The following is a 25703-nucleotide window of genomic DNA, read 5'->3' on the forward strand; positions in this document are numbered from 1 at the left end:
AAAATATTTCTTTTTTGTGCTTTAAATCGCTTATAGCGGACCTGTTTTCCAGCCTGGTGGCAGCACCATGGAAGTGCAAAACATGAGCTGTTCATAAAATAACCACACAGCTGTAAGCCACGTGTAACAAGGGTTTCAAAAAGTTACCCACAGACATACCCACGATTTCCGTGGACAACTTTTCATCAATTTCGGACCTTAAAAACCCTGAGCAGCGCAAGCGTAAATTTTTACAGGTTCCCCACACCTTCATGTGTGATGGCACTGGTAATGGCCATTGGGGCTCCGTGACATAACCTTATGCACGTTTGGCGGTTGATTCGGCAGGCTGTCCGGCGTGAAATAAGAGATTTATCGAGGCATTCCGATTATGCAGCAGCGTTGTAAAGTGGCCGTGCTCGGTCTGGGTGCCATGGGTGCAGCCACTGTCTATCAACTGGCGAAGGCCGGGGTCGATGTGATTGGCGTCGATCGCTACGCGCCTCCGCACACGCAGGGCTCCAGCCACGGCGATACGCGCATCACACGGCTGTCGGTTGGTGAAGGCCCGCAGTACCTGCCGCTGGTACGCAGTTCGCACAGCATCTGGCGCGAACTCGAGGCGCTGAGCGGCGAGTCACTGTTTGAGCAGTGCGGAGTGCTGGTGATGACCTCCAGCCCTGCGTACGATCCTGAAGACAGTAAAGACTTCACCCACCAGACCATCGCTTTGGCCCGCACCTATGGCGTGAAGCACGAAGTATTGTCGGCGGCGGCCATTCGCGAGCGCTTTCCCCAATTCACCCCTGTTCGGGATACCGCCATTGGCTACTTTGAACCCGAAGGCGGATTTGTCCGCCCGGAGCGCTGCATCGCGGTACAGCTGCGGCTGGCGAGGCAACACGGCGCAAGGTTGCTGACCCATGAGACGGTTACGCACTTACAGGCACAGGGTGATCAGGTGCGCATTACCACCGACAAGGGCTCGATCATCGCTGACAAAGTCGTGGTCAGTGCGGGCATGTGGTCAGCCGAATTGCTCGGCGCACCGTTCAGCGACCTGCTGCGGGTGTGTCGGCAAAAGCTGTTCTGGTTCGAATTGCAGGAGAATGCCGCTTTTGCACCACGTTCGCCGAGCTTCATTCTGACTCACGGGCCCGGGGAGGATGATGTCAACTATGGCTTCCCGCCCCTGCCCGGTGAAAAGAGTATGAAGGTCGCTACCGAGCAATACATTGAAGCATCCGCTGCCGACCAGCTGGATCGCACTGTTACGGCAAGCGAGGAGCAGGAAATGTTCCAGACCCAGGTGCAGGGCAAGATTGCGGGACTGACGCCGAACGTGGTCAAGTCTTCGGTCTGCGCCTACACCGTCACGCCGGACTGCCACTTCATCATCGATGAACACCCCCATCTGAAGAACGTGACAGTGGTTTCGGCCTGCTCCGGTCACGGCTTCAAACACTCAGCCGGGCTCGGGCTGGCCCTTGCGCAACGCTGTATTCACGGCACCAGCGATGTAGACCTTTCAGCCTTCTCGCTGGCGCGTTTCACCGCGCAGAACTGACCAACGACACTCAGCGCGCCACAACGAAGGCCTCGTCAATACGCGCCAGATCGGTGTCGCGCAACGTACCGGCGTAGTAATGCAGTTTTATCCAGGCCATCAAATAGTCATAGCGGGCTTTCGCCAGATCGCGACGGGTGCTGTAAAGCTGCTGTTCGGCGTTGAGTGCGTCCAGGCTGATGCGCTCGCCACCGAGAATGCTCTGACGTGTCGACTCGACCAGTGCCTGCGCCGAGACCAGTGCTTTCTGATAAGCGCGCAACTTGCTCACCCCTGACGCACAGGCGTTGAACTGGCGACGCAGCTCGATCAGGGTTTCGCGGGTCTTGCCCTCCAGCTCGTATTCCGCCTGCTCGCGCTTGCTGTTGGCCTGACGCACCGAGGCGCTGGTGCCGCCTCCGGCGTACAGCGGCAGACTGAGCTCGATACCTATCGTGTTGGTGTCGTAACGCTGATTGTAGGTGTTGCCGCTGTCCGATTCGTTCTGGCGGATACTCGCATAGGCATTCACCGTCGGCAGATGCCCTGCGCGGTTGCGCTCCACCTCGTATCGCGCCACTTCCAGCGACTGACGTTGCGAGGCCAGGATCGGGCTGTTGGCCATGGCCAGCGCATGCCACTCGGTAAAGCTGGAAGGTGCCAGCACCAGCGCCTGAAAGCTGTCCCTCAACGGCTCCAGCTGCGCAACATCGATACTCGGCTCGCCAAGCAACGCGGCCAGCTCGCGCAAGGCCGCATCCTGCTCATCGCTGGCTTCTATCTGCTCGGCAATCGCCAGCTCGTTGCGCGATTCCGCTTCAAGAATGTCGGTGCGGGTACCCTCGCCTTGCTGGAACATTTGCCGGTTCTGTGCAAACTGGCGTTCGAACGCCTGCTGTTTGGCGCGGGCTATATTGATCTGGTCCTGCGCGAACAGTGCCTGGGTATAAAGGGTCAGAACCCGCACCAGCAATTCCTGACTCTTGCTGCGAAAGGTCTCGTCGGCAAACAACGCCTGAGCCAGGCCTTTGCGGTAATTGGCGTAGGCCTCGTAATCGATCAGCGGCTGCTGAATCGTCAGGCTTGAACCAAAGCTGTTGTAGTGGCGATGGTCAGTGGTGTCTTCACGGCCGCCTTTGAGGGTGGCCTTGGAGTCGTTGCGCCCTTTGTTGTAGCTGTATGAAACACGCGGCAACAAGCCTGCACGACCAATCACCCGGTTTTCCAGGCCCGCATCGCGCTCCTTGAGCGCGCCCAGGTAAGTCGGGTCGTTGCGAAGCGCCAGCTCATAGACCTGAAACGGGCCCATCGCATGACTCAATGAAGCAGTGCCCAGCAGGATGGCCGTCAGCAAAGCGGCTTTCAGGGGATGACGAGACATCCTATTCCTCCGTCAACGCGGAGCCGGCACGGTCCAGCAAAGGTTTGAACAGATAATTGAGCAGCGAGCGTTCACCCGTGCGCACAAACATTTCAGCGGGCATGCCCGGCTTGATCACCAGCCCGTTGAGTTTTTCCAGTGCTGCATCGCCCACCGAAGTGCGCAGCACGTAATAGGGCTGGCCGGTTTTCTCATCCTGCATCTGGTCGGCGGAAATCAGGTTTACCTCACCGGAAACCCGCGGCGTGCGACTTTGATTGAACGCAGTGAAGAGGATATCGACCGGCAAATGGCTGGCGACCTTGTCGATCAACTGCACCGGCAGACGCCCTTCGACTTCAAGCCGTGTGCCCTGCGGTACGATTTCCAACAGGGTTTCACCGGCACGCACCACTGCGCCTTCAGTGTGCACGCCCAGGTTGACGGCGATGCCATCAGCAGGGGCAAGAATTGCACTGTGCTGCAGACTGAAACCTGCCGAAGCCAGTTGTTGCTCAAGGGTAAGCGCCTTGACCTGGGCATCGGCCCACTGGCTGCGCACTTCTTTCTGATACTCCTCGCGCTGCTGCTGAAGACGCAACCGCGACTCGACGATCCCCTGCTCTATCCGCCCGGTTTCGCCTGCGTTCTGCGCCAGGCTCTGCTGCACTTGAGAAAGCTGGCGTTGAAACTCCAGCAGACGGTTGCCCGGAATGAAACCGTTCTGCGCCAAGGGTTCCAGGTTACTCAGTTGCTTGCGTAGCGAGTCAGCCTGAGCCAGCAGGTCCGATCGAGCGCGGCGCATACCGGCGAGTTGCAGCCCGGCACCTTCGATACTCGCCTGCAAACCGGATTGCTCTCGAGCCAGCGCCTGTCGCCGACTGCTGAACAGTTGCCGCTGGCCCTCAAGCACCAGCGCCAGACGCGGGTCGGGGTTCTGCCCCTGCCCGGCGGCGATCAGTTCTGCGGGAAAGTGCACCTCATCCAGGTTGTCACGCTCGCTCTGCCAGCGAGCCAGGCTGGCCCAGGCCATTCGATACTGGGCACGCAGCGATTGCACGTCGGCCTCGACCTGAGTCTGATCAAGGCGAAACAGCGGCTCGCCCTCCTTCACGGACTGGCCTTCGCTGACGAGAATCTTGCTGACCACGCCGCCATCCAGCGACTGCACGGCCTTGCGCTTGCCCGACACCACAACGGTACCCTGCACGGCAATGCCCTGATCCAGCGGGGCAAGACTCGCCCATAGAAAGAAACTGCCCGCCCCTACCAGCATGAGAATCCAGCCAGCACGAACGAAGAACTGCACGCCGCGCTCCTTGCCCGGCACGGTGTAATGAGTGTCGATAGGGCTGCTCATACGTCGGACTGCCTGTTCTGCGTGCCGTACTGACGGCTCATGGAAAGCCCGGCAGGTGCAGGGCGAGATTGCGATTGAGGGTGCGCTTGCGGTGCTTGCGCGGACGATGCCTGCCCGGACAAAGCCTGCAACACCTGAGCCGTGGTGCCGAATGCCTGCATGCGACCTTCGCTCAGCACCAGCAGACGATCGGTCTGGTTCAACGACTGCGTACGGTGGGTGACGAGCACGACGGTACAGCCGCGGGTCTTGAGTTCAGCAATCGCCTGGGTCAAGGCCGCTTCGCCTGCGGCGTCCAGATTGGAATTGGGCTCATCAAGCACCACCAGCCGCGGATCGCCATACAGCGCTCGGGCCAACGCGACGCGCTGTTTCTGACCGCCTGACAAGCCAGCGCCATCATCGCCCAGCCGCGTGTCGTAGCCCTGCGGCAGGCGCAGAATCAATTCGTGTACGCCCGCCAGTTGCGCAGCAGCAACCACGGCGCTCGCGTCGCCCTCGCTAAAACGCGCGATGTTTTCTGCCACGGTGCCACCGAAAAGCTCGATGTCCTGCGGCAGATAACCGATATAGGGGCCCAGCGCCTCGCGGTCCCAGCGATGCATGTCGGCCCCGTCCAGACGTACCGTTCCACCCAGCACCGGCCAGACACCGACCAGCACGCGTGCCAGGGTCGATTTGCCGGAACCGGATGCTCCCAGTACACCGAGCACTTCACCAGCTTGCAGTTGAAAGCTCACTTGCTGAATCGTCGGCGATGTTTTGCCCGGAGGCGCAGCGCTGACCTGTTCCGCGCTGATCTGACCGCGCGGTGCTGGCAGTGGCATGCGCGGCGCGGGCTCGGCGTAGGTCTTGAGTAACTGGTCCAGACGCCCGTAAGCCAGGCGTGCAGAACTCCATTGCTTCCAGACTGCGATCAGTTGATCGATGGGGCTGAGGACCCTTCCCATGAGGATCGAACCGGCGATCATCATACCTGCGGTCATTTCTCCGTTTATCACCAGCAGTGCGCCCAGGCCCAGCACCAGCGACTGCAGGCAAAGGCGCAGGGCCTTGCTGATCGAACTGATCACCGCTCCAGTGTCACTGGCACGGTTTTGCAAGGCCAGAAAGCGCCCATGCACATGGAACCAGCGACGCCGCAACACTTCGAGCATGCCCATCGCCTGGATCGCCTCGGCCTGTTGCAGGTGTCGGGTTGCCAATTGCGCAGACTGCTGCGAGTACCCGCTGGCCTCGGCCAACGGTTTGCGGGTCAGCCATTCGTTGAGGCAGGCCAGTCCGACCAGCAACACCGTCCCCACGCTGGCCAGCACGCCAAGCCAAGGGTCGAAAAGGAAGATCACCGCCAGGTAGATGGGAAACCACGGGGCGTCGAAGAACGCGAACAACGCCGGCCCGGTGAGGAACTGGCGGATAAAGGTCAGGTCACCCAGCGCCTGTCCAGCCTGACGCTGTCCAGCGTGCAGGTTGCTCTCGAACGCGGCCTGATAGACGCGCAGATTGAAACGCCTCTCCAGCTCGCTGCCGATGCGGATCACCACAAAGCTGCGGACCATCTCCAGCAGGCCGATAAACGCAAAGAACCCGACCACCATCAGCGTCAGCATGGCCAGGGTAGTCTGGTTCTGCGACGTCAGTACACGGTCATAGACTTGCAACATGTAAATCGATGGGGCGAGCATCAACACGTTGATCAGCGCGGTAAAACAACCGACACCAATCAACGCGCTCTTGTAGTCAGCCAGCGCTTTATAAAGCGGCGGCCGGGCGCTTTGGGGCAACGCACTCATGGTTGTTCCTTGATGGTCTTGCTGGTGACGGAGTGACATCCCTGGGTTTTAACAAACAACTCGCGCAGGTCCATGAAACGCTTAATCGGCGAGCCGTCCAAGTACCAGCACTTCACCGCCGGGCAGACGCGCCTGATAGATCTGCTCACCCATGTTATTGAGGTGAATCAGGCGATTGCCTTCCTTGTCGGTGAATGCCAGGCCATCCGGAGTCGGAAACCAGCCAGTGGGTGCTTCGTGCAACCACTTTACTGCACAGGCGAGATCGCCCGTCAGTTTCGGTACATCCGTGTTGAGGTGCAGCTCACAGGCTTCGTCCGTGTTTCCCTGAAGCGAAAGTCGCCACTTGCCGCTGAGTTCAGCTGGGTCGGGCAGTTTCAAACTCATGGCCATACTTGCTCCAGAAATACCCACCAGCAGCGCAACAGCCACTGGCACGATTCGAACAACGTGATTGATCTTCATGATGGGGTACTTTCCAGATCATGGACGACAGCAGGGTCGTCCATGATTGTTACAGATTAAACCACGATATCAGTAGCCAACGCTTGACCAACAGTGCCCACGAGGAAGTCCCCCACACCCTGACCTGTGAAGTCGATCGCCAGGCTACCCAGATTGCTGCTCTGGTTGTAGCTGAGGATCGCTTCGCCGACATGGCCGCTGAACGCGTTGACGAACTGCAGCGCGCTCAGCGTGGAAATGGCCGATACATCGATTTTGTCCTGACCGCTGACAAAGTCACGAATCGTATCCTGCGCTGCACGGTTCGAATCGGAACTGGCACCAAACACAAAAATGTCTGCACCAGCACCACCGGTCAGACTGTCGGCACCGCCACCGCCGTAGATGATGTCGTTGCCGGCACCACCTTTGAGGTCGTTGGCAGCGGCATTGCCGATCAACAGGTCGTTGCCCGAACCGCCCACCGCGTTTTCAACCACCACGCCTTTGGCAATTGAAACGTTACCCACCATGCCACCCACGTCCGAGAACGAGGCCGCATTGAGGTTGATCTTCTGGTTCTGGGTGAAACCCGAGAAGTCGAGGGTATCCTTGCCCCCGCCGTCCCACACCGAGAACACCACCTTGGAGGAGGCAGAAGTGGCGCTGTAGAAATCACGCCCGGCGGTGGAGTTGAAACCGTAGACCGTATCACCGGCACGGGTGCTCATATTCGCGCCATAGAGCTGTTGAACAGCCGCAATATCGTCCAGCAACGGTGCCGAGGAGTACGCCGCAACGCCGCCCTTGACGAAGTTCTGGTCGGTGTTGGACTCACTCCAGTAACTCATGACGCTGTAGCCACGCGTGTCTTCTGCGTAGCTGGCATCCTTGTAGGTCGGGTTGCCTTCGCCAGCGTTGTAGTCGCCAGGGTGAGACAGGCCCAGGGTGTGGCCAATTTCATGGGTCAGGGTCTGACGACCGTAATTGCCATTGTCCGGGGTGGTGTTGACCTTGTAGCTGTTATCGACAAGGTACCAGGACTGACCGTCGGTACGGCTGTTGCCGCTGGGCAGATAGGCAAAAGCCGCTCCGCCAGCACTGCCGTTACTGTAGTTGCCAAAGGTCATGTGCCCGTCGCCGCCGGAAGCCGCCTGGGTAAAGCTGACTTTGGCAACGTCTGCCCAGGATTGCATCGACAATACGGCCTGTGCTTTCTGCTGTGCGTTGAACGCACTGAAAGTCCCCAGCGAATTGTCGAACCCGGCAGGTTTGGCGGTCAGGAAGGTGTACGTGAGGTTGATGGTGCCGTTGCCATCGCGATCAGTCCACGCAGCGTCGTCGCGAAGGATGTAATCGGCGGCCTGATCGACCGAGTACGAAGGCTTGCCATTGATCGTGAGGTTACCGCCACGGTCGTACTGGTGAGCGAACGTATTGATCTGGTCGAAAGAGGTGCTGGTAGCAGCAGAGAGTTGAATTGCAGCATTTTCTTTGACTTTCGTCATGACACTTCCTTGTTTGCTGATTAACAGGTTAGGTGCGGCTGGACTCCCCCCTGTAGCGAGAGAGTCCAGTCACTCGCCTTGTGTTGCTGTTGCGTAACGCTTTGATGCGTAACAAAGCTGACACATTTAGAAATCTTGTGTCCAGCTCTCTTCAGTGATGTCAATTGGCCCAAACGGGGAAGTGCCTACAGGCCTTGGGGAATCGTCCGATATTATTTTTTGTGATGATCAAAAGCTGATAAGTGCTTGAGCAGACGAGGACAATCTTGATAAAGATGACTGATCGGTCAGGTGTCCTACGATGCGTAATTTGACTGGACCGACAGTCTCTGGCCAATCCGGCTTGCCCTTCCCAGGCTTCCGGAAAGGCATATCGCCATCACCTGAGATCCTGACACTTCTCAAATCCCGGAAATGCAAAAGCCCCGAAAGATCGGGGCTTTTGTTTGAAGTGCAACGGCCTGAGTAGTCAGGCCGAAGTCATCAGTCGTCGCGGCTCATGATGCCGAAAATCTGCAGCAGGCTGATAAACAGGTTGTAGATCGATACATACAGGCTGACCGTCGCCATGATGTAGTTGCGTTCACCACCCTGAATGATCGCGCTGGTCTGGAACAGAATGCAGACCGACGAGAACAGCACGAAGCCTGCGCTGATCGCCAGTTGCAAACCGCTGATCTGGAAGAACATGCTGGCCACTACCGCACCAAGCAGAACGAAGAAGCCTGCGGTGATGAAGCCACCCAGGAAGCTCATGTCCTTGCGGGTGATCAACACGTAAGCCGACAGACCGCCGAAAACCAGTGCGGTCATCGCGAAAGCAGAGCTAACCACTTCAGCGCCACCGGCCATACCCAGATAACGGTTGAGGATCGGGCCAAGCAGGAAACCCATGAAACCTGTCAAGGCGAAGGTCGAAACCAGACCCCAGACCGAATCACGCAATTTGTTGGTCAGGAAAAACAGACCATAGAAGCCGATCAGTACCACGAAAATGTTCGGGTAGCCGACGCGCATCTGCTGAGCGACAAATGCCATGACACCGCTGAAAGCCAGCGTCAGAGCGAGAAGACCGTAAGTGTTGCGCAGGACACGACTAACCTCTAGCTGGTCGGCCTGCATGCCGGTTTTAAGGCTGTAATCCTGTTCGCGCATGGCGAAACTCCTTCCTGTTGAAATGTTGAGTTGCAAAGATCATAACAGAGGCGCTGCAACTGGCTAGTCACAGAGTTTGACAGCTTGTTTCATTCCGGTATTATGGCGCCCGCAACGATAGTGGAGGTATGGCCGAGTGGTTTAAGGCAGCAGTCTTGAAAACTGCCGACTGTAACAGGTCCTAGAGTTCGAATCTCTATGCCTCCGCCATATTTGGTAGCGCAAAGCCCTGATTATTCAGGGCTTTGTCGTTTCTGACCTTTATGAAAATCCCCCCTCTCCTCCCCCCTGCCAGCGGGCCCGCGCAACCTGATATATTCATGCGCACCCCGTATCAATAGACCGATGTTCGAATGCCCATCAATTTCGACCTAAACGACCTCCAGGCATTTCGTGCCGTGGTCGAGAATGGCAGCTTCCGCAAGGCCGCTGAAACCGTGCAGATCACCCAGCCTGCACTCAGCCGCCGCATAGAAAAGCTTGAGTCTGCGCTGAACGTGAAGCTGTTTGAACGCACCACCCGCAGGGTCAGCCTGACCACGGTGGGCCGTGCATTTCTGCCTCAGGTCGAGCGAATACTGGATGACCTCGACATCGCATTGATGACCATCGATGGCGTCGGTTCCACCCGGATGGGTAGCGTCACCATTGCTTTCGTGCCGTCAGCCGCCTACTACTTCATGCCGCAGGTCATCAGCGAGTTTCATAAGCTGTTTCCAAAAATCAGAATCCGGGTCATGGATGCCAGCGCCAACGAGGTCAACAGCGCGGTTGCCCTTGGCGAGGCAGATTTCGGGGTGAGTTTCAGCGGCAATCTGGCACCGGAGGTCGACTTCGAATTGCTTCTGCAGGAACGCTATGTGATGGCCTGCCGCCGGGATCACCCGCTTGCGACCTGCGCCAGCGTGAGCTGGGAGGAAATGTACCGCCACGACTACATCGCTCTGGACATAACGTCAGGTAACCGGCTGGTACTGGATCAGGCGCTGGCGCTCTCGCGCCCGCACAAGGAGAGTATCTGCGAAACGCGGCATGTCACCACCATGATCGGCCTTGTGGAGGCCGGCCTCGGCGTGGCGGCGGTACCCTCGATTGCCATGCCGATGACCGCTCACCCGTTTCTGGTGAGCGTGCCATTGGTTGCACCTGAAGTGGTTCGCAACGTAGGGCTGATCAAACGTCGCGGGAGGACATTGACGCCTGCAGCCCTTGAACTGGAACGACTGGTCAGGAAGATGCCGCTACGCTCAGCGGGGAACTGAATCCAGCCCGGTGGACTGCACCGTGGCCTGCGCTTTTGGGGACGCCAGGTAATCGAGCAATGCCTTTGCCTGCTTCGGGTGCTCGGCATTGACCGGAATGCCAGCCGCGTAGCGGGTAACCGACTGAACGTCTTCCGGGATCTTCGCCACGAACGTCACGCCGGGAACCGGCAACAGCTCGGCCACCTGTTGAAAGCCCACTTCGTAGTCGCCCTTGGCAACCACTGAAGCAACCGGGATGCGCTCGATCATCTTGCCCTTCGGCGCAAGTTCCTTCTCGATACCGAGCTTTTTGAAAAGCTCTTTTTCGATGTAGACACCACTGGCGCTGTCGGAGTAAGCCACCGACTTCGCCTTGAGCAGCGTGTCTTTCAACTCGCTGTCGGTACCGATTGCAGGCTTGGCCGCCCCCTCCTTCACCACCATACCGATCCGCGAATCGGCCAGCTCGACCCGCGATGCCGGGTCTACCTTGCCTTGCTTGATCAGATCATCCAGCGCATAGCCGACCATGATCACCACATCGGCATGCTCGCCACGAGCCAGGCGGTTTGGAATGGCCTCGGGGGCCTTGCCCATCGACGGGCCAAGGATGGTGTCCAGTGTATCCCCGGAAGACGTCGCGTATTGCGGCCCCAGCAGTTTATATGCAGCAGTAAAGCCGCCTGATGTCATGACCTTGAGCTCTTCAGCCTGAGCGGCAACGCTGACTGCCATACAGCCCAGAAAAAGCACCGCCAATTGATGTTTATGCAACAGTTTCATAGTTTTTTCCTTTATTAAACAGCCAGTTGCGGGCGAACCGAAAGGTGCCGGTAGAGCACCAGGGTCGCGCCAAGCGCGCAAGCTGCAGCGAACGTCATCCAGTAAGCAGGTGCAGCCTTGTCACCAGTCAGATGGATCAACCAGGTCGAGATTGCCGGGGTGAAACCGCCGAAAACTGCTGTCGCCAAGCTATAGGCCAGAGAAAAACCGGCCACCCGCACCTCTACCGGCATGATTTCAGTCAGTGCAGGAATCATCGCGCCGTTATACAAACCGTAGAGAAACGAGAACCACAACAGCACTTCCAGCATATGAGCAAAGCTTGGCGCCTGAGCGAGAAAGGACAGCGCCGGATAAGCGCTGATGATGGTCAGCAGGGTCATCGCTACCAGCAGCGGCTTGCGTCCGAAACGGTCGCTCAACATGCCGCCGACCGGCAGCCAGATAAAGTTGGAGACACCGACCAGCAACGTCACCAGCAGCGCATCGGAGGTACTCAGATTGAGTACGGTTTTGCCGAATGTCGGTGCATAAATGGTGATCAGGTAAAACGTGGTGGTAGTCATCGCCACCATCAGCATGCCGGCAATCACCACGCGCCAGTTTTGCAGCAGCGTCGCGAACACCTGTCGCATGGTCGGACGGTGAGCGCGCGTGGCGAACTCTTCGGTTTCCTGCAGGCTGCGGCGTAGCAGGAAAATGAACGGGATGATCAGGCAGCCGATGGCGAACGGAATTCTCCAGCCCCAGTCGGCGACAGCAGCAGGTGTCATCCATTGGTTCAAGCCGTAACCCAGCGCGGCGGCGACAACGATTGCCACCTGCTGGCTGCCTGACTGCCAACTGGTGTAGAAGCCCTTGCGGCCGGGTGTCGCCATCTCTGCCAGATACACCGACACGCCGCCCAATTCCGCGCCTGCGGAAAAGCCTTGCAGCAAGCGACCGACCAGCACCAATGCCGGTGCCCACAAGCCGATGCTCGCGTAACCGGGCACCAGGACAATCAGCAACGTGCCACTGGCCATGATCGACAGGGTCACGATCAAGCCTTTGCGCCGGCCCACGTCATCGATGTAAGCGCCCAGAATCACGGCACCCAGCGGGCGCATCAGGAAGCCCGCACCGAAGACCGCGAAGGTCATCATCAGCGAAGCAAACTCACTGCTGGCCGGGAAAAAGGCGGAGGCGATCTGGGTGGCATAAAAGCCGAACAGGAAGAAGTCGAATTGCTCGAGGAAGTTGCCTGAAGTGACGCGAAATACTGCTCCGGCCTTCGACCGGGTGTTGCCTGTTCCTGATGGGGATGAGCTGTGCATCAGTGTTCTCCAGCGATCTTATTAGAGTGTTGTAAGCGCTTATGGGAAAGGAGTCTGCCGGACACACTTCGAAACGATAAGTGCTATGTTTTCATCTATTGATGCCCTATGAACATCAATAGACACTCAGACGGTTGCGCCCTGACCCAGCGCTTGCAGGTCGAACCGCGCCAAACTCACACGTCGGCCCTTGAATTCTTTATCATTGCGGATGTTTTGTTGGCAGAGCCGATCATGAAATTCGCCATCTCACTTTTTTCCGCCGCCCATGCGCCCTCCTCGCGAAGAGCCTTGCTGTTCGCCAAAGCCGTACTCGCAGGCGGACATGAGATCGTCCGGTTGTTTTTTTATCAGGACGGCGTACACAGCGCCTCGGCCAATGTCGTGACGCCTCAGGATGAGCAGGATATGGCCCTGCAATGGCGTGACTTCATCGCCGAACACCACCTGGATGGCGTGGTGTGCATCGCCGCCGGGCTGCGTCGTGGCGTGCTTGATGCCCAAGAGGCCGAGCGTTATCAGCGGCCAGCGGCGAATCTGCGCGAGCCTTGGGAATTGTCCGGGCTGGGGCAGTTGCACGATGCCGTGCAATCGGCTGATCGTTTGATCTGCTTTGGAGGGCCGTGACATGCCCAGATCATTATTGGTAGTCAGCCGTCAGTCGCCGTGGTCCGGCCCCGGTGCCCGTGAAGCACTGGACATCGTGCTGGCGGGTGGTGCATTCGATCTGTCGGTCGGCCTGCTGTTTCTGGATGACGGGGTTTTCCAGTTGTCGCCGCAGCAACTGCCCGGTGCCCTGCAACAGAAAGACCTGACCGCAAACCTCAAGGCCCTGTCGATGTTCGGCGTTGAAGACCTTTATGCCTGCGGACAAAGCCTGACCGAGCGCGGCATCCCTGCCAGCGCATTGAGCGAAGAAATCAGTCAGTTGTACACACGCTCCGAATTGTCGGCACTCTTTGACCGCTACGACGAGGTGATTACGATCTGATGGCTACTTTGCACGTTCTCTCCCATTCGCCTTTTGCCGACACCCGACTGGACAGCTGCCTGCGCCTGCTGGGCCGTGACGACGGTGTATTGCTCTGTGGCGACGCTACTTATGCACTGACGCCGTCATGCGCACCATTGAAATCCCTACAGCCCCTGGTCGATTCATTGCAGTTGTTTGTACTTGATGAAGACATCAAGGCACGCAATCTGCCACTGCCCGTCGGAGTAAACAGCATCGACTACCCTGCCTTCGTGGAACTGTCCTTACGCTTCGACAAGGTCAATACCTGGCTATGAAACAGTTGACGATTGACGGGCACAGCATCGAACTGGACAAGGATGGTTTTCTGCAGGACCTCAACAACTGGTCGCTTGACGTCGCCCACGCCCTGTCCGCTGAGGAAGGTATCGCCCTGAGTGCCGAGCACATTGAAATCCTCCAGTTGCTGCGGGATTTCTACGCCGAGTTTCAGCTTTCGCCGGCTACTCGGCCGCTGATCAAATACACCGCACTGAAGCTGGGTACGGAAAAAGGCAACAGCATGCACCTCAACCGCCTGTTCAACGGCACTCCCGCCAAACTCGCCGCCAAGCTGGCGGGCCTGCCTAAACCGACCAATTGCATATGAACGATTACGCCGCGCTTGTTACCGAAACACCTGAAGAACATCCCTTTGCGACATTTGTGCGCATTCTGGGCAAAGGCAAACGCGGTGCGCGCAACCTGACGCGCGAAGAAGCGCGAGAGGCCATGGGCATGTTGCTCGATGAAAAAGTCGAGGACACCCAGCTCGGGGCTTTTCTGATGCTGCTGCGCCATAAGGAAGAAAGCCCTGAGGAACTGGCGGGGTTTACCGAAGCGGTGCGCGAACGCCTGAATGCGCCGGCGATTCAGGTCGATATCGACTGGCCGACCTACGCAGGGAAAAAGCGTCATCTGCCGTGGTACTTGCTGACGGCCAAGTGTCTGGCGCAAAACGGCGTGAAGATCCTTCTGCACGGCGGCGGTGCCCATACTGCGGGACGTCTGTACACCGAACAATTGCTCGACCTGCTGAATATTCCCCTGTGCCGCAACTGGTCAGCAGTCGAAACCTCGCTTGAGCAAGGCAATATAGCGTTCATTCCGCTAGGGGACTGGGCACCACAGCTACAACGCATGATTGATCTGCGCAACACGCTGGGCCTGCGCTCCCCCATTCATTCTCTGGCACGCATTCTCAACCCGCTTCAGGCCCGTTGCGGCCTGCAAAGCATCTTTCATCCGGGCTATCAGAGCGTGCATCGCGACGCCAGCAGCCTGCTGGGCGACAACGCCATTGTGGTCAAGGGAGATGGCGGCGAAATCGAGATCAACCCGGACACCGTCAGCCATTTGTACGGCACCACTGGCGGTCAGCCTTGGGACGAGGAGTGGCCAGCGCTCTCGCCGCGCCGTCACGTAAAACCGGCGACACTCGACCCGCAGCAACTGTTGGCCTTGTGGCGCGGGGAAATCGAAGACAGCTACCCGCAACTGGCGTTGATATCGACCATCGCGCTTGCCCTGCGCGGCCTGGGTGTCGCTCGCGACGAAGCGTTCGAGCAAGCCCGAGTGTTCTGGGATCGCCGCGACAAGAGCCTTTGACCTATCGGCTGTGACGATCACCAGCCCCTATAATCTTGCGCGTTTTAGGTCGAACCGATGCGCCCTGGCTGACCTCCAAGCTCTATAACCTGGAAATGGGAGTCAGACATGGGCCTTCTGGTCGAAGGACACTGGCAAGACCAGTGGTACGAAAGCAGCAAAGATGGCGCCTTTCAGCGTGAAAATGCGCAACGACGCAACTGGGTCACAGCCGACGGACAAGCGGGGCCATCTGGTGAGGGCGGTTTTGCTGCACAGGCCGGCCGCTACCACTTGTATGTCTCACTGGCATGCCCGTGGGCACACCGCACACTGATCGTACGCAAGCTCAAGGGACTGGAAAACCTGATCGGCGTTTCAGTGGTCAGTTGGCTGATGCTGGAAAATGGCTGGACTTTCGATAAGCAGAAAGGCTCCAGCGGCGATGCGCTGGATGACTTCCAGTTCTTTCACCAACGCTATACCGCCGATGACCCTCGTTATACCGGCCGCGTGACGGTTCCGGTGCTGTGGGACAAACAGCAGCAATGCATCGTCAGCAACGAGTCTGCGGAAATCATCCGCATGTTCAATGGCGCATTCGACGAACTGACCGGCAACACGCTGGACTTTTATCCGCAAGCCTTGCGGGCGAGCATCGACGAGCTCAACGAGCAGATTTATCCGAACGTCAACAACGGTGTCTACAGGGCCGGGTTCGCCACCTCACAGGGGGCTTACGAAGATGCGTTCAATGATGTGTTTGCCGAACTGGACGTGCTGGAAAACCTGCTCGGAGAAAAGCGTTACCTGACAGGGACGCACCTCACCGAAGCCGACATACGCCTGTTCACCACCATCGTGCGCTTCGATGCGGTGTATTACAGCCACTTCAAGTGCAACCTGCGGCGCATCGCGGATTACCCGAACCTTAGCAATTGGCTACGTGAGTTGTACCAATGGCCAGGTATCGCGGAGACCGTGAACTTCGAGCACATCAAGGGCCACTACTACGCGAGCCATCGCACCATCAACCCGACCGGCATCATACCCAAGGGTCCAGCGCTTGATCTGCAGGCAGGTCACGACCGGGAGCGGCTGTCCGGTGAGGGTGTCTGGAGCAATTGACAAATTGGCGAAAAAGGATGGATAGCCCGAACGGGCTATCCAATATCGGCTTCAGACCGTCGCCTGTGCCCCTTCGAACCATGCCAGCTTTTCACGCAACTTGACCACTTCGCCGATGATCACCAGCGTCGGCGCATGCACCTCATGCTCGGCGACCAGTTGCGGCAGATTGGCCAGAGTCCCGGTGAACACACGCTGATTGACCGTCGTGCCCTGCTGAACCAGCGCAGCAGGCGTGTCTGCAGAGCGACCATGCCTGATCAGTTCTTCACAGATGACCGGCAAACCGATCAGCCCCATGTAAAACACCAGCGTCTGAGCAGGCGCAACCAGGTCGGACCAAGGCAGGTCTGTGGTGCCGTTTTTCAAGTGACCGGTAATGAAACGCACAGACTGTGCGTGATCACGGTGCGTCAGCGGTATACCGGCATACGCCGCGCAACCACTGGCGGCGGTAATACCCGGAACCACCTGAAACGGAATGCCATGCGCAGCCAGCTCTTCGATTTCCTCGCCGCCACGGCCAAAGATAAACGGATCGCCGCCCTTGAGGCGCACCACTCGCTTGCCTTGCTTGGCCAGTGCAACCAGTTGCTGGTTGATCTGTTCCTGCGGAACAGCATGCTCCGCACGACGCTTGCCGACATAGACACGCTCGGCATCGCGACGGCACAGGTCCAGAATCGTAGGCGCGACAAGGCGGTCATACAGCACCACATCCGCTTGCTGCATCAGGCGCAAGGCCCGGAAAGTCAGCAAGTCAGGATCACCGGGGCCAGCACCGACCAGATACACCTCGCCGGTCTCCGGCGGTGGCTCGCCAGCGATCTTGGCGATCAGCAGACGCTCGGCCTCGGCCCCCTGCCCGGCCAGTTGGCGATCAGCAATGGCACCCTGAAAAACATCTTCCCAGAACGCTCGGCGTTGCTGCACATTCGGAAACAGACCTTTGACCTGATTGCGAAAGCGCGCAGCCAGCCCGGCGAGTTGCCCGTAGGTGGAGGGAATCCAGGTTTCCAGCTTGGCACGGATCAAACGTGCCAGCACCGGCGCGTCGCCGCCACTGGACACAGCGATCACCAATGGCGAGCGGTCGACAATGGCCGGAAAGATAACCGTACACAACGCCGGGGCGTCCACCACATTGACCGGAACGCAGCGCAGCCGGGCGTCATGGGAAACCTGGGCGTTGAGCGGCTCGTCATCCGTCGCGGCAATAATCAGCACACAACCATCAAGATCGCTTTCGCTGTAGCCGCGCAGGATCATCTCACCGCCGCTCTGGACGACCAGCTCACTCAGTTGGGCCTCGATTTCTGGCGCAACCACGCGCAGCACTGCGCCAGCGTCGGCAATCAGGCGTGATTTGCGCAAGGCAATTTCACCACCGCCGACCACCAGCACCCGGCTGCCACGCAGGTTATGGAACAGCGGCAGAAATTCCATTTAACCGATGACCTCAAGGCCGCCCATGTAAGGCTTGAGCACCTCAGGCACGCGAATCGACCCGTCCGCCTGCTGGTAGTTTTCCAGCACCGCCACCAATGTACGACCCACCGCCAGCCCCGACCCGTTGAGGGTGTGGACCAGTTCCGGCTTGCCGGTTTCCGGATTGCGCCAGCGGGCCTGCATGCGGCGCGCCTGGAAATCACCGCAGTTGGAGCACGAAGAGATTTCGCGATACTTGTCCTGGCTCGGAATCCACACTTCCAGATCGTAGGTCTTCACGGCACTGAAACCCATGTCGCCGGTGCACAGCGCCAGCGTACGGTACGGCAGTTCCAGCAATTGCAGAACGCGCTCGGCGTTGCCGGTCAGCGATTCAAGCGCAGCCATGGAGTCTTCAGGCGCAACGATCTGAACCATCTCGACCTTGTCGAACTGGTGCTGGCGGATCATGCCACGCGTGTCACGACCCGACGCACCCGCTTCGCTACGGAAGCAAGGGGTATGGGCAACAAACTTGAGAGGCAGCTGTTTGGCATCGAGAATTTCACCCGACACGATATTGGTCAGCGACACTTCCGCGGTCGGAATCAGGTACAGATCGGCTTCGCCTTCGCGGGTGATCTTGAACAGGTCTTCCTCGAACTTGGGCAACTGGCCTGTACCCTGCAACGCAGGTGCCTGCACCAGATAAGGCGTGTAGGTCTCTTCGTAGCCGTGTTCGTTGATATGCAGATTGATCATGAACTGCGCCAGCGCACGGTGCAGGCGCGCGATTGGGCCACGCAGCAACGCAAAACGCGCACCGGACAGCTTGGCAGCGGTCTCGAAGTCCAGCCAGCCGAACTTCTCGCCCAGAGCAACGTGATCCTTGACCTCGAAATCGAAGGCAGTCGGCGTACCCCAGCGACGCACTTCGACGTTGCCTTCTTCGTCAGCACCGACCGGCACCGATTCGTGAGGCAGGTTCGGAATGCTCAGCACCAGCGCATCCAGCTCGGCCTGAATGCCATCCAGCTCGACCTTGCCTTCGCTCAGCTCGTTGCCCATGCGCTCGACATCAGCCATCAACGGCGCGATGTCTTCGCCACGCTGTTTGGCCTGACCGATGGATTTGGAACGTGCATTGCGCTCGGCCTGCAGCTGTTCGGTGCGGGTCTGCACCACCTTGCGCTGGGCTTCCAGCGATTCAATGCGCGCCACATCCAGTGTGAAGCCACGGGAAGCCAGGCGATCCGCTACGTCCTGAAGTTGAGTACGTAACAGTTTGGAATCGAGCATATCGTTCTCTCGTCTATCAAAGTCTGGTCAGGGACAGGCCAACCCAGGTTGCGAGCAGCCCGCCGAATACGCTGATACCGGCATAACCAAGGGCCAGCGGTACTTGCCCGCTTTCCAGCAGGCGCAGCGTATCCAGTGAAAAGGATGAAAAGGTCGTCAGACCGCCTACAAAGCCGACAATCAAGCCGGCACGAATTTCGATGGGCACTTCCGGGCGCAGCAGAAACAAGCCATACAGTACGCCGATTATCAGGCACCCTACGATGTTGACCGCAAGCGTCGCCGCGTAAAAATAACGTGGCCAGTTGGCGCTTACCCAGGTACCAGTCGCAAAGCGCAATAATGTACCAGCGATCCCGGCAATCGACACCGCAAGAATGGTCTGAATCATCACTTTCTCCGTTGGCGGGGACTGGCATCGTCCAATGCGCTCAGATGCCTGAGCTTTTCACCGATCTTGAGTTCCAGACCGCGAGGTACAGGCTGGTAATACTGCCGTGGCTCCAGCTCGTCCGGAAAGTAGTCTTCGCCAGCCGCATAGGCTTCAGGCTCGTCATGGGCATAACGGTATTCTTCGCCATAACCGAGCTGCTTCATCAGCTTGGTCGGCGCATTGCGCAAGTGCAGCGGCACCTCCAGCGAGCCATGCTCGCCAGCTTCGCGCATTGCTGCCTTGAAGGCCATGTAGACCGCGTTGCTTTTTGGCGCACAGGCCAGATAGACGATGGCCTGTGCCACCGCCAGTTCGCCCTCGGGGCTGCCCAGACGCTCCTGAACGTCCCAGGCCGACATGCACAGCGGCAAGGCGCGCGGATCTGCATTGCCGATATCTTCACTGGCCATGCGCACCACGCGACGCGCCAGATACAGCGGATCGCAGCCGCCGTCGATCATCCGGGCAAACCAGTACAGGGCTGCGTCGGGGTCGGACCCACGTATTGACTTGTGCAAGGCCGATATCTGGTCATAGAACGCCTCACCGCCCTTGTCGAAGCGGCGTCGGCTGTCACCGAGCAGGCTCTGCAGCAGTTCGACATCGATCTCGCTGCCGTCTTCGGCAAGATCGGAGGCGTTTTCGAGCAGATTGAGCATGCGCCGACCATCGCCATCAGCGGCGGCCATGAGAATCGTGAAACCTTCATCGCTTAGGGTCAGTTGGCGCTTGCCCAGCCCGCGCTCTTCGGTCAGGGCACGATTGACCAGTTTGCGCAGCGCTGCCTCGTCCAGGCTTTTGAGCACATAGACACGGGCCCGGGACAACAAGGCATTATTGAGTTCGAACGAAGGATTTTCGGTAGTGGCGCCGATAAAAATCAGCGTGCCATCTTCGACATAAGGCAGGAACGCATCCTGTTGCGACTTGTTGAAGCGGTGCACTTCGTCGACGAACAGAATCGTGCGTTTGCCATATTGCCCGGCCTGCTGCCTGGCGACTTCCACTGCCTGACGGATTTCCTTGACCCCCGCCAGAACGGCGGAAACAGTCTCGAAATGCGCGTCCGAAACCTTGGCCAGCAGCCTCGCCAGGGTGGTCTTGCCCACACCGGGCGGGCCCCAGAAAATCATTGAATGCAGCGCGCCCTGCTCCAGCGCCTCACGCAGAGGCTTGCCGTGGGCAAGCACGTGTTCCTGACCGACGTATTCATCCAGATTGGTAGCACGCAAACGTGCAGCCAGGGGCTGAGCTATCGGTTCGCGGCTGAACAGATCCATGATCAGGAATTAACCCTTTTACTCTTGAATGACATCAGCACCCTTGGGAATCTGGAACTGAAACTTGCTGGCCGCAACAGGCTCGTTGGCCTTGACGCCGGTGAACAGGATATTGGTGCGCTGACCCACGCTATCGATCAACTGCATGTCGTTGATGATACCGTTGCGAAACGACAGGCGCAGGCTGTCGAACAGGGTGTCCTTGGTCTTGGGCTTGAGCACGAAATCGATCACGCCACCCGCCTCTTTCGCCGTGATATCGAAGCTTTCGCTGATCTTCGACACGTCACCGGACAGCAGCAAGGCTGGGGTCTGGGTCAGGCGCTGATCGAGTTTCTTGATGGTGACCTGCTCCAGATCAGGGTCCCACAACGACACTTTCTTGCCGTCGGAAACCATCAACTGCTCCTGTGGCGCATCGGTGTGCCAGTTGAACAGGCCTGGACGCTGCAACGTCATTTCGCCCGTAGTCTCTTGCAATTGCGTGCCGCCACCGTCCAGCGTCAATTGCGAGAAGCGTGCGGTCAGGGTCTGGGATTTCTCCAGCAACTGGGTCAGGCGAGCCACGTCCTTGCTGTCGGCATGGGCGGACATCACGGAGAAGGTCAGTGCGGTGGCCAACAGCATGCGGATAAGACGCATGGGATTCCTCTTTGAAGTCGATGATGATGCGGCAGCGTGCCTGGCACGCTGCCGCCGCAGTTCGGGGTGATAAAAATCAGTCGCGCACCGGTCCTGGAGCCAGAACTTCACGCGAGCCGTTGGTATTCATGGAGGTCACGACGCCAGCCATTTCCATTGCTTCGATCATGCGCGCTGCGCGGTTGTAGCCGATCTTCAGCTTGCGCTGCACGGCGGAAATCGATGCACGACGGCTTTCGAGTACAAACTTGACCGCCTCATCGTAAAGCGCGTCGCTTTCGCTGTCTTCACTGCCTTCGCCGCCACCGCCATCAAAGCCGCTGCCGGGCTCTTCCACACCGGCGAGAATATCGTCGTTGTAGTCAGGCGAACCACGCAGTTTCCAGGCCTCTACCACGCGATGCACTTCCTCGTCGGAAACAAACGCGCCGTGTACGCGAATCGGCAGGCTGGTGCCCGGCGGCATGTACAGCATGTCGCCGTGGCCCAACAGTTGTTCGGCACCGCCCTGATCGATGATGGTCCGGGAATCGATCTTGCTCGACACCTGAAACGCCATGCGCGTCGGGATGTTGGCCTTGATCAGACCGGTAATCACATCCACCGAAGGACGCTGTGTCGCGAGGATCAGGTGGATACCTGCCGCACGAGCCTTCTGGGCGATACGGGCGATCAGCTCTTCGACCTTCTTGCCGACGATCATCATCATGTCGGCGAATTCATCCACCACCACGACGATGGTCGGCAGCTTGCTCAGCAACGGCGCTTCGTCATGAATGCTTTCCCGCTTGTACAGCGGATCGGCAAGTGGCTCCCCGGCGTCCTGCGCATCCTTGACCTTCTGGTTGAAGCCCGAAAGGTTACGCACACCCATTTTCGCCATCAGCTTGTAACGGCGCTCCATCTCGGCAACGCTCCAGCGCAAGGCGTTGGCAGCGTCCTTCATGTCGGTGACGACCGGACACAACAGGTGCGGAATGCCTTCGTAGATGGACAGCTCAAGCATCTTCGGGTCGATCATGATCAGCTTGGCGTCTTCCGGGCCGGACTTGAACAGGATCGACAGGATCATGGCGTTCACACCAACCGACTTACCGGAACCGGTCGTACCGGCCACCAGCAAGTGGGGCATCTTGGCCAGGTCGGTAATCACCGGCTTGCCGCCGATGTCGTGGCCCAGCGCCAAGGTAACAGGCGACTTGGCATTATCGTATTCAGGGGTCGACAGCACCTCGGAGAAGCGCACGATCTGGCGGTCTTCGTTGGGGATCTCGATACCGACAGTGGTCTTGCCCGGGATCACCTCAACCACACGCACGCTGGTAACCGCCAGTGAGCGGGCGAGGTCCTTGGCGAGGTTGGCAATGCGACTGACCTTGACGCCAGCGGCCGGCTGAATCTCGTAACGGGTAATGACCGGACCGGGATGGATGGAGTCAACCGAGACCTCGACACCAAATTCCTTGAGTTTGATTTCCAGCAAATGACCGACCGCCGCCAAGGACTCTGGCGAATAGTTGAGCTGCTTCTTTTCTGCCGGATCAAGGATGGAGATGGGCGGCAAGGTGCCTTCGACTGCGCTGTCAACGAACAGCGGGGCCTGTTTTTCCTTCATGACCCGCTTGCTCGGTTCTGCAGGCTTTGAAGGGGCTGGCGCAATAACCGCAGGCACGTGTTTTTCGCGCTCGGTCATGTGTTTGCTCAGCGATACTTCGCGCTCCATCAGGCGCTCTTTGGCCTTGGCCTGCTCGCGACGGTCAGGTGCAACGGGCGCGACCACATCGTTGACGCGCATGTCGACCTCACGCAACTGCGCAACCATCTGCTTGCGCTCGGCACGGGCGGTCCACCAGCGGTTCGCCGCCCCCTGGAACAATTCGAACAGGTCAAGTGTGATCTTGCCGGTGACGTCCATGACCTTGAACCACGACAGGTCGGTAAACACTGTCAGACCGAATAGAAACAGGGCGATGAACAGCAAGGTGCTGCCCTGGATGTTCAGGGCTTTCTTGGCCAGATCGCCGAGCACTTCGCCCAACACACCGCCCGCCGAGCCTGGGAAGCCGGCCGAGAAGTGGAAATGAATGTGCGCCAGCGCCGCGCCCGCCAGTATCAGGAATACCAGCCCGATCAGACGCCAGGAGAAGAGCCAGCCGCTCCACTGCCAGGGTTCGTGACGATGACGAAACACCTGCCAGGCCTTGATTGCCAGCAGCAGCGGGAAGATATAGGCGAAATAGCCCAGGATCATGAACAGGATGTCGGCACAGAAGGCACCGGCACGCCCCGCAGCGTTCTGCACCTGCGCGGCGTTACTGCTGGTGTGGCTCCAGCCGGGATCACTCTGATCGTAGGTCAACAATGCCATTATCAGGTACAGGCACAGGGCGCCAAAGGCGATCAGGGCCCCTTCCTTGAGCCGGTAGTGCAATTGCTGCCGCCAAAGCGGAACAGCGCTGGGTGCTGGGGTGGATTTCTTCAAAACGCTTTAATTCCTGCGCTGTAGCGCGAACATCTCGTTGATTGACCAGAAACGGCTGTCGGACGGCGCTGAATGCTCCCGCATGAACAGGGATAGCAGACACCGGGAAGCCCGTTCGACAGACGTTTGAATGATAACGCCCAAAGCAGGCATTGTACGGCTTTACAGGCGCTTGGGTCTGTACGAAAACACGTCAGACCGACTTCAGACAGTTCCGCAATGCGGGACATGCTTTCATGTTCGCTGATGATGTTCAATTTGAGCATGCATTCCGTTTTGTGACAAAGGCTTATGACGTGTTTCTATCAACCGCCCACAACTTCAAGGGCTGCACCATCATCGCCGCGCCCTTGCCCTACCGTATGTGCCAGGTACGCGCCATAATGACAACCGCTTGTGACCACGCCTGCCGCACAGAGTTGCACTTACTGGCCGGTGCGCCCTCCCCTTCCGCAAAGTTGTGATGCCATGCTGACCTGGTTGAACCGCAACAGCCTAGATTTCCCGCCACTGGAAAAAGCCCTCCGCGAGCCTAACGGCTTGCTCGCCGCCGGTGGAGACCTGTCGGCCGATCGTCTGATCAATGCCTACCGGCACGGCTGCTTTCCATGGTTTCAGGACGGCCAGCCGATTCTCTGGTGGTCTCCCGATCCGCGTACCGTGCTGTTTCCCGAAGAGCTGCATGTTTCGCGCAGCCTCGGCAAAATGTTGCGCCAGTCTCGCTATCGAGTGACCTTCGACCGGGATTTCGCGAGCGTGATCAAGGCCTGCGCCGCGCCCCGCAGTTACGCCAATGAAACCTGGATTACCGGCTCGATGCAGGATGCCTATCTCGAGCTGCACCGACGTGGTCATGCGCACAGCGTCGAGGTCTGGGATCAAGATGAGCTGGTCGGCGGGCTGTATGGCCTGGCAATGGGCCAGTTGTTCTTCGGAGAGTCAATGTTCAGTCGTGCAGACAACGCTTCCAAAGTCGGATTCGCCACACTAGTGCAGCACCTGACTGACTGGGGTTTTGTATTGATCGATTGCCAGATGCCGACCCAACACCTTCACAGCTTCGGCGCACGCTCGATTCCCCGGCAGACTTTTGCCGACTATCTGTCTCGCCACCTTGATCAACCGACCGGTGCCGACTGGTCATCTAGGCGAGTTTGACAGGCTGGCATACACTCATGGGTAGGGATTTACCATTAGGCGACGACCATGACAGAGCTGGCGAGGCTGAAGTTTTATGCCACTCAACCGCACACCTGCAGTTACCTGCCTGAAGAACAGGCGACTACCCTGTTTCTGGACCCCAGCCAGCCAATGGATGTGCAGGTCTACGCCGACCTCTCGGACATGGGCTTTCGCCGTAGCGGCGATCATCTTTACCGCCCCCACTGCCAGAACTGCAGCGCTTGCGTGCCCGCGCGCATTCCTGTGAACCTTTTCGCACCCGACAGGCAGCAAAAACGCATATTGAAACGTAATGCCGATATTCAGGTACAAAGCGCCAGACCGGCCTTCACCGAGGAATATTTCGATCTTTATCAGCGCTACATAGAACAACGGCACGCTGATGGCGACATGTTTCCACCCAGCCGCGAACAGTTTTCGACATTTCTGGTTCGCGACCTGCCCTTTTCGCGTTTTTACGAATTCCGCGTCGATCAACGCCTGCTGGCAGTTGCGGTCACCGACCTTTTGCCCAACGGCCTTTCTGCGGTCTACACGTTCTACGAACCTGATGAAGAGCGCCGCAGTCTGGGCCGTTACGCGATTTTATGGCAGATCGCCGAAGCCGCCAGACTTCAACTGCAGGCGGTGTACCTGGGTTACTGGATCAAAAACTGCAAAAAGATGAATTACAAGACCCAATATCGGCCCATTGAGCTACTTACCAATCAAAGATGGGTCACTCTGTATTGAACCCCTTGGC

The 25703-nt window shown here is 58.4% G+C and carries 25 protein-coding genes and 1 tRNA gene; 12 read left to right on the plus strand and 14 right to left on the minus strand.

Annotated elements, in window-relative coordinates; all coding sequences use genetic code 11:
* Positions 1-370: 370 nt before the first annotated feature.
* Positions 371-1546 (plus strand): N-methyl-L-tryptophan oxidase, encoded by a 1176-nt coding sequence (gene solA / locus AO068_RS04830; RefSeq protein ID WP_058407794.1) that lies wholly within the window; start codon positions 371-373, stop codon positions 1544-1546.
* A gap of 10 nt (positions 1547-1556) precedes the next feature.
* Here solA and AO068_RS04835 read toward each other — a convergent pair whose 3' ends face one another.
* From AO068_RS04835 to AO068_RS04860, 6 genes are all read right to left on the minus strand, one after another.
* A complete protein-coding gene (locus AO068_RS04835) occupies positions 1557-2906 on the minus strand; it encodes a TolC family outer membrane protein (RefSeq protein WP_058407795.1) in 1350 nt (449 codons plus the stop codon).
* Between the two features lies 1 nt (position 2907).
* A complete protein-coding gene (locus AO068_RS04840) occupies positions 2908-4245 on the minus strand; it encodes an HlyD family type I secretion periplasmic adaptor subunit (protein WP_058407796.1) in 1338 nt (445 codons plus the stop codon).
* Positions 4242-6038 (minus strand): type I secretion system permease/ATPase, encoded by a 1797-nt coding sequence (locus AO068_RS04845; RefSeq protein ID WP_058407797.1) that lies wholly within the window; start codon positions 6036-6038, stop codon positions 4242-4244. Before AO068_RS04845 ends, AO068_RS04840 begins: the two co-directional genes overlap by 4 nt.
* Before the next feature lie 81 nt (positions 6039-6119).
* Positions 6120-6503 carry a protease inhibitor Inh/omp19 family protein gene (locus tag AO068_RS04850; RefSeq protein ID WP_058407798.1) on the minus strand — a complete coding sequence of 128 codons (384 nt, stop codon included), beginning with the start codon at positions 6501-6503 and terminating at the stop codon, positions 6120-6122.
* Positions 6504-6559: 56 nt separating this feature from the next.
* Positions 6560-7990, minus strand: a complete 1431-nt coding sequence (locus tag AO068_RS04855) for a serralysin family metalloprotease (RefSeq protein WP_058400408.1) — start codon at positions 7988-7990, stop codon at positions 6560-6562.
* A gap of 483 nt (positions 7991-8473) precedes the next feature.
* The gene (locus AO068_RS04860; RefSeq protein ID WP_002553978.1) at positions 8474-9145 is read right to left on the minus strand and encodes a Bax inhibitor-1/YccA family protein; all 672 of its coding nucleotides are present in this window, start codon (positions 9143-9145) and stop codon (positions 8474-8476) included.
* Positions 9146-9267: 122 nt separating this feature from the next.
* Between AO068_RS04860 and AO068_RS04865 the strand changes: the two genes are divergently transcribed.
* Positions 9268-9355, plus strand: a tRNA-Ser gene (locus AO068_RS04865).
* Positions 9356-9498: 143 nt separating this feature from the next.
* Positions 9499-10407 carry a LysR family transcriptional regulator gene (locus AO068_RS04870; protein ID WP_058407799.1) on the plus strand — a complete coding sequence of 303 codons (909 nt, stop codon included), beginning with the start codon at positions 9499-9501 and terminating at the stop codon, positions 10405-10407.
* On the opposite strand, the gene AO068_RS04875 is transcribed toward AO068_RS04870, so the two are convergent.
* Together AO068_RS04875 and AO068_RS04880 are read right to left on the minus strand one after the other, a co-directional pair.
* On the minus strand, positions 10393-11172 hold the full coding sequence (locus AO068_RS04875; protein WP_004665682.1) for a substrate-binding domain-containing protein: 780 nt from the start codon (positions 11170-11172) through the stop codon (positions 10393-10395). The two genes, AO068_RS04870 and AO068_RS04875, sit on opposite strands and share 15 nt — an antisense overlap.
* Before the next feature lie 14 nt (positions 11173-11186).
* Positions 11187-12488: an MFS transporter gene (locus AO068_RS04880; RefSeq protein ID WP_044345597.1), complete on the minus strand. Its 1302-nt coding sequence runs from the start codon at positions 12486-12488 to the stop codon at positions 11187-11189.
* A gap of 234 nt (positions 12489-12722) precedes the next feature.
* Here AO068_RS04880 and tusD point away from each other — a divergent pair, with 234 nt between their 5' ends.
* The 6 genes from tusD (at position 12723) to AO068_RS04910 (ending at position 16215) form a co-directional block, all read left to right on the plus strand.
* Positions 12723-13115 carry a sulfurtransferase complex subunit TusD gene (gene tusD, locus AO068_RS04885; RefSeq protein WP_058407820.1) on the plus strand — a complete coding sequence of 131 codons (393 nt, stop codon included), beginning with the start codon at positions 12723-12725 and terminating at the stop codon, positions 13113-13115.
* Position 13116: 1 nt separating this feature from the next.
* On the plus strand, positions 13117-13479 hold the full coding sequence (gene tusC, locus AO068_RS04890) for a sulfurtransferase complex subunit TusC (protein WP_058400405.1): 363 nt from the start codon (positions 13117-13119) through the stop codon (positions 13477-13479).
* Complete coding sequence (gene tusB, locus AO068_RS04895) at positions 13479-13778, plus strand: sulfurtransferase complex subunit TusB (protein WP_058407800.1); 300 nt, start codon at positions 13479-13481, stop codon at positions 13776-13778. The genes tusC and tusB overlap by 1 nt, the downstream gene beginning before the upstream one ends.
* The gene (locus tag AO068_RS04900; protein ID WP_058407801.1) at positions 13775-14110 is read left to right on the plus strand and encodes a TusE/DsrC/DsvC family sulfur relay protein; all 336 of its coding nucleotides are present in this window, start codon (positions 13775-13777) and stop codon (positions 14108-14110) included. The genes tusB and AO068_RS04900 overlap by 4 nt, the downstream gene beginning before the upstream one ends.
* Positions 14107-15108, plus strand: coding sequence for a glycosyl transferase family protein (locus AO068_RS04905; protein WP_058407802.1), 1002 nt, complete (start codon positions 14107-14109; stop codon positions 15106-15108). Before AO068_RS04900 ends, AO068_RS04905 begins: the two co-directional genes overlap by 4 nt.
* 108 nt (positions 15109-15216) lie before the next feature.
* Entirely contained in the window at positions 15217-16215 is a 999-nt protein-coding gene (locus AO068_RS04910) for a glutathione S-transferase family protein (RefSeq protein ID WP_058407803.1), read from the plus strand.
* A gap of 51 nt (positions 16216-16266) precedes the next feature.
* Here the strand turns inward: AO068_RS04910 and cysG are convergent, their stop codons facing one another.
* The 6 genes from cysG to ftsK form a co-directional block, all read right to left on the minus strand.
* On the minus strand, positions 16267-17661 hold the full coding sequence (gene cysG / locus AO068_RS04915; protein ID WP_058400400.1) for a siroheme synthase CysG: 1395 nt from the start codon (positions 17659-17661) through the stop codon (positions 16267-16269).
* Positions 17662-18942, minus strand: a complete 1281-nt coding sequence (serS, locus tag AO068_RS04920; RefSeq protein ID WP_002553992.1) for a serine--tRNA ligase — start codon at positions 18940-18942, stop codon at positions 17662-17664.
* Positions 18943-18958: 16 nt separating this feature from the next.
* On the minus strand, positions 18959-19333 hold the full coding sequence (gene crcB / locus AO068_RS04925; RefSeq protein ID WP_003405077.1) for a fluoride efflux transporter CrcB: 375 nt from the start codon (positions 19331-19333) through the stop codon (positions 18959-18961).
* Positions 19333-20655: a replication-associated recombination protein A gene (locus AO068_RS04930; protein ID WP_058400399.1), complete on the minus strand. Its 1323-nt coding sequence runs from the start codon at positions 20653-20655 to the stop codon at positions 19333-19335. The genes crcB and AO068_RS04930 overlap by 1 nt, the downstream gene beginning before the upstream one ends.
* An 18-nt stretch (positions 20656-20673) precedes the next feature.
* Positions 20674-21297, minus strand: coding sequence for an outer membrane lipoprotein chaperone LolA (gene lolA / locus AO068_RS04935; protein WP_002553995.1), 624 nt, complete (start codon positions 21295-21297; stop codon positions 20674-20676).
* A gap of 76 nt (positions 21298-21373) precedes the next feature.
* Positions 21374-23779 (minus strand): DNA translocase FtsK, encoded by a 2406-nt coding sequence (ftsK, locus tag AO068_RS04940; RefSeq protein ID WP_002553996.1) that lies wholly within the window; start codon positions 23777-23779, stop codon positions 21374-21376.
* A gap of 236 nt (positions 23780-24015) precedes the next feature.
* Here ftsK and AO068_RS04945 point away from each other — a divergent pair, with 236 nt between their 5' ends.
* From AO068_RS04945 to AO068_RS04955, 3 genes are read left to right on the plus strand one after another with little or no spacing between them, the layout of a single operon-like run.
* Entirely contained in the window at positions 24016-24243 is a 228-nt protein-coding gene (locus tag AO068_RS04945; protein WP_058400398.1) for a hypothetical protein, read from the plus strand.
* Positions 24244-24247: 4 nt separating this feature from the next.
* The gene (gene aat / locus AO068_RS04950) at positions 24248-24937 is read left to right on the plus strand and encodes a leucyl/phenylalanyl-tRNA--protein transferase (RefSeq protein WP_058407804.1); all 690 of its coding nucleotides are present in this window, start codon (positions 24248-24250) and stop codon (positions 24935-24937) included.
* A 48-nt stretch (positions 24938-24985) separates the two neighbouring features.
* On the plus strand, positions 24986-25693 hold the full coding sequence (locus tag AO068_RS04955; RefSeq protein ID WP_058400396.1) for an arginyltransferase: 708 nt from the start codon (positions 24986-24988) through the stop codon (positions 25691-25693).
* The last annotated feature ends 10 nt before the right edge of the window (positions 25694-25703 follow it).

It is taken from the genome of Pseudomonas sp. ICMP 3272 (assembly GCF_001466905.1).
Classification (GTDB): domain Bacteria; phylum Pseudomonadota; class Gammaproteobacteria; order Pseudomonadales; family Pseudomonadaceae; genus Aquipseudomonas; species Aquipseudomonas amygdali.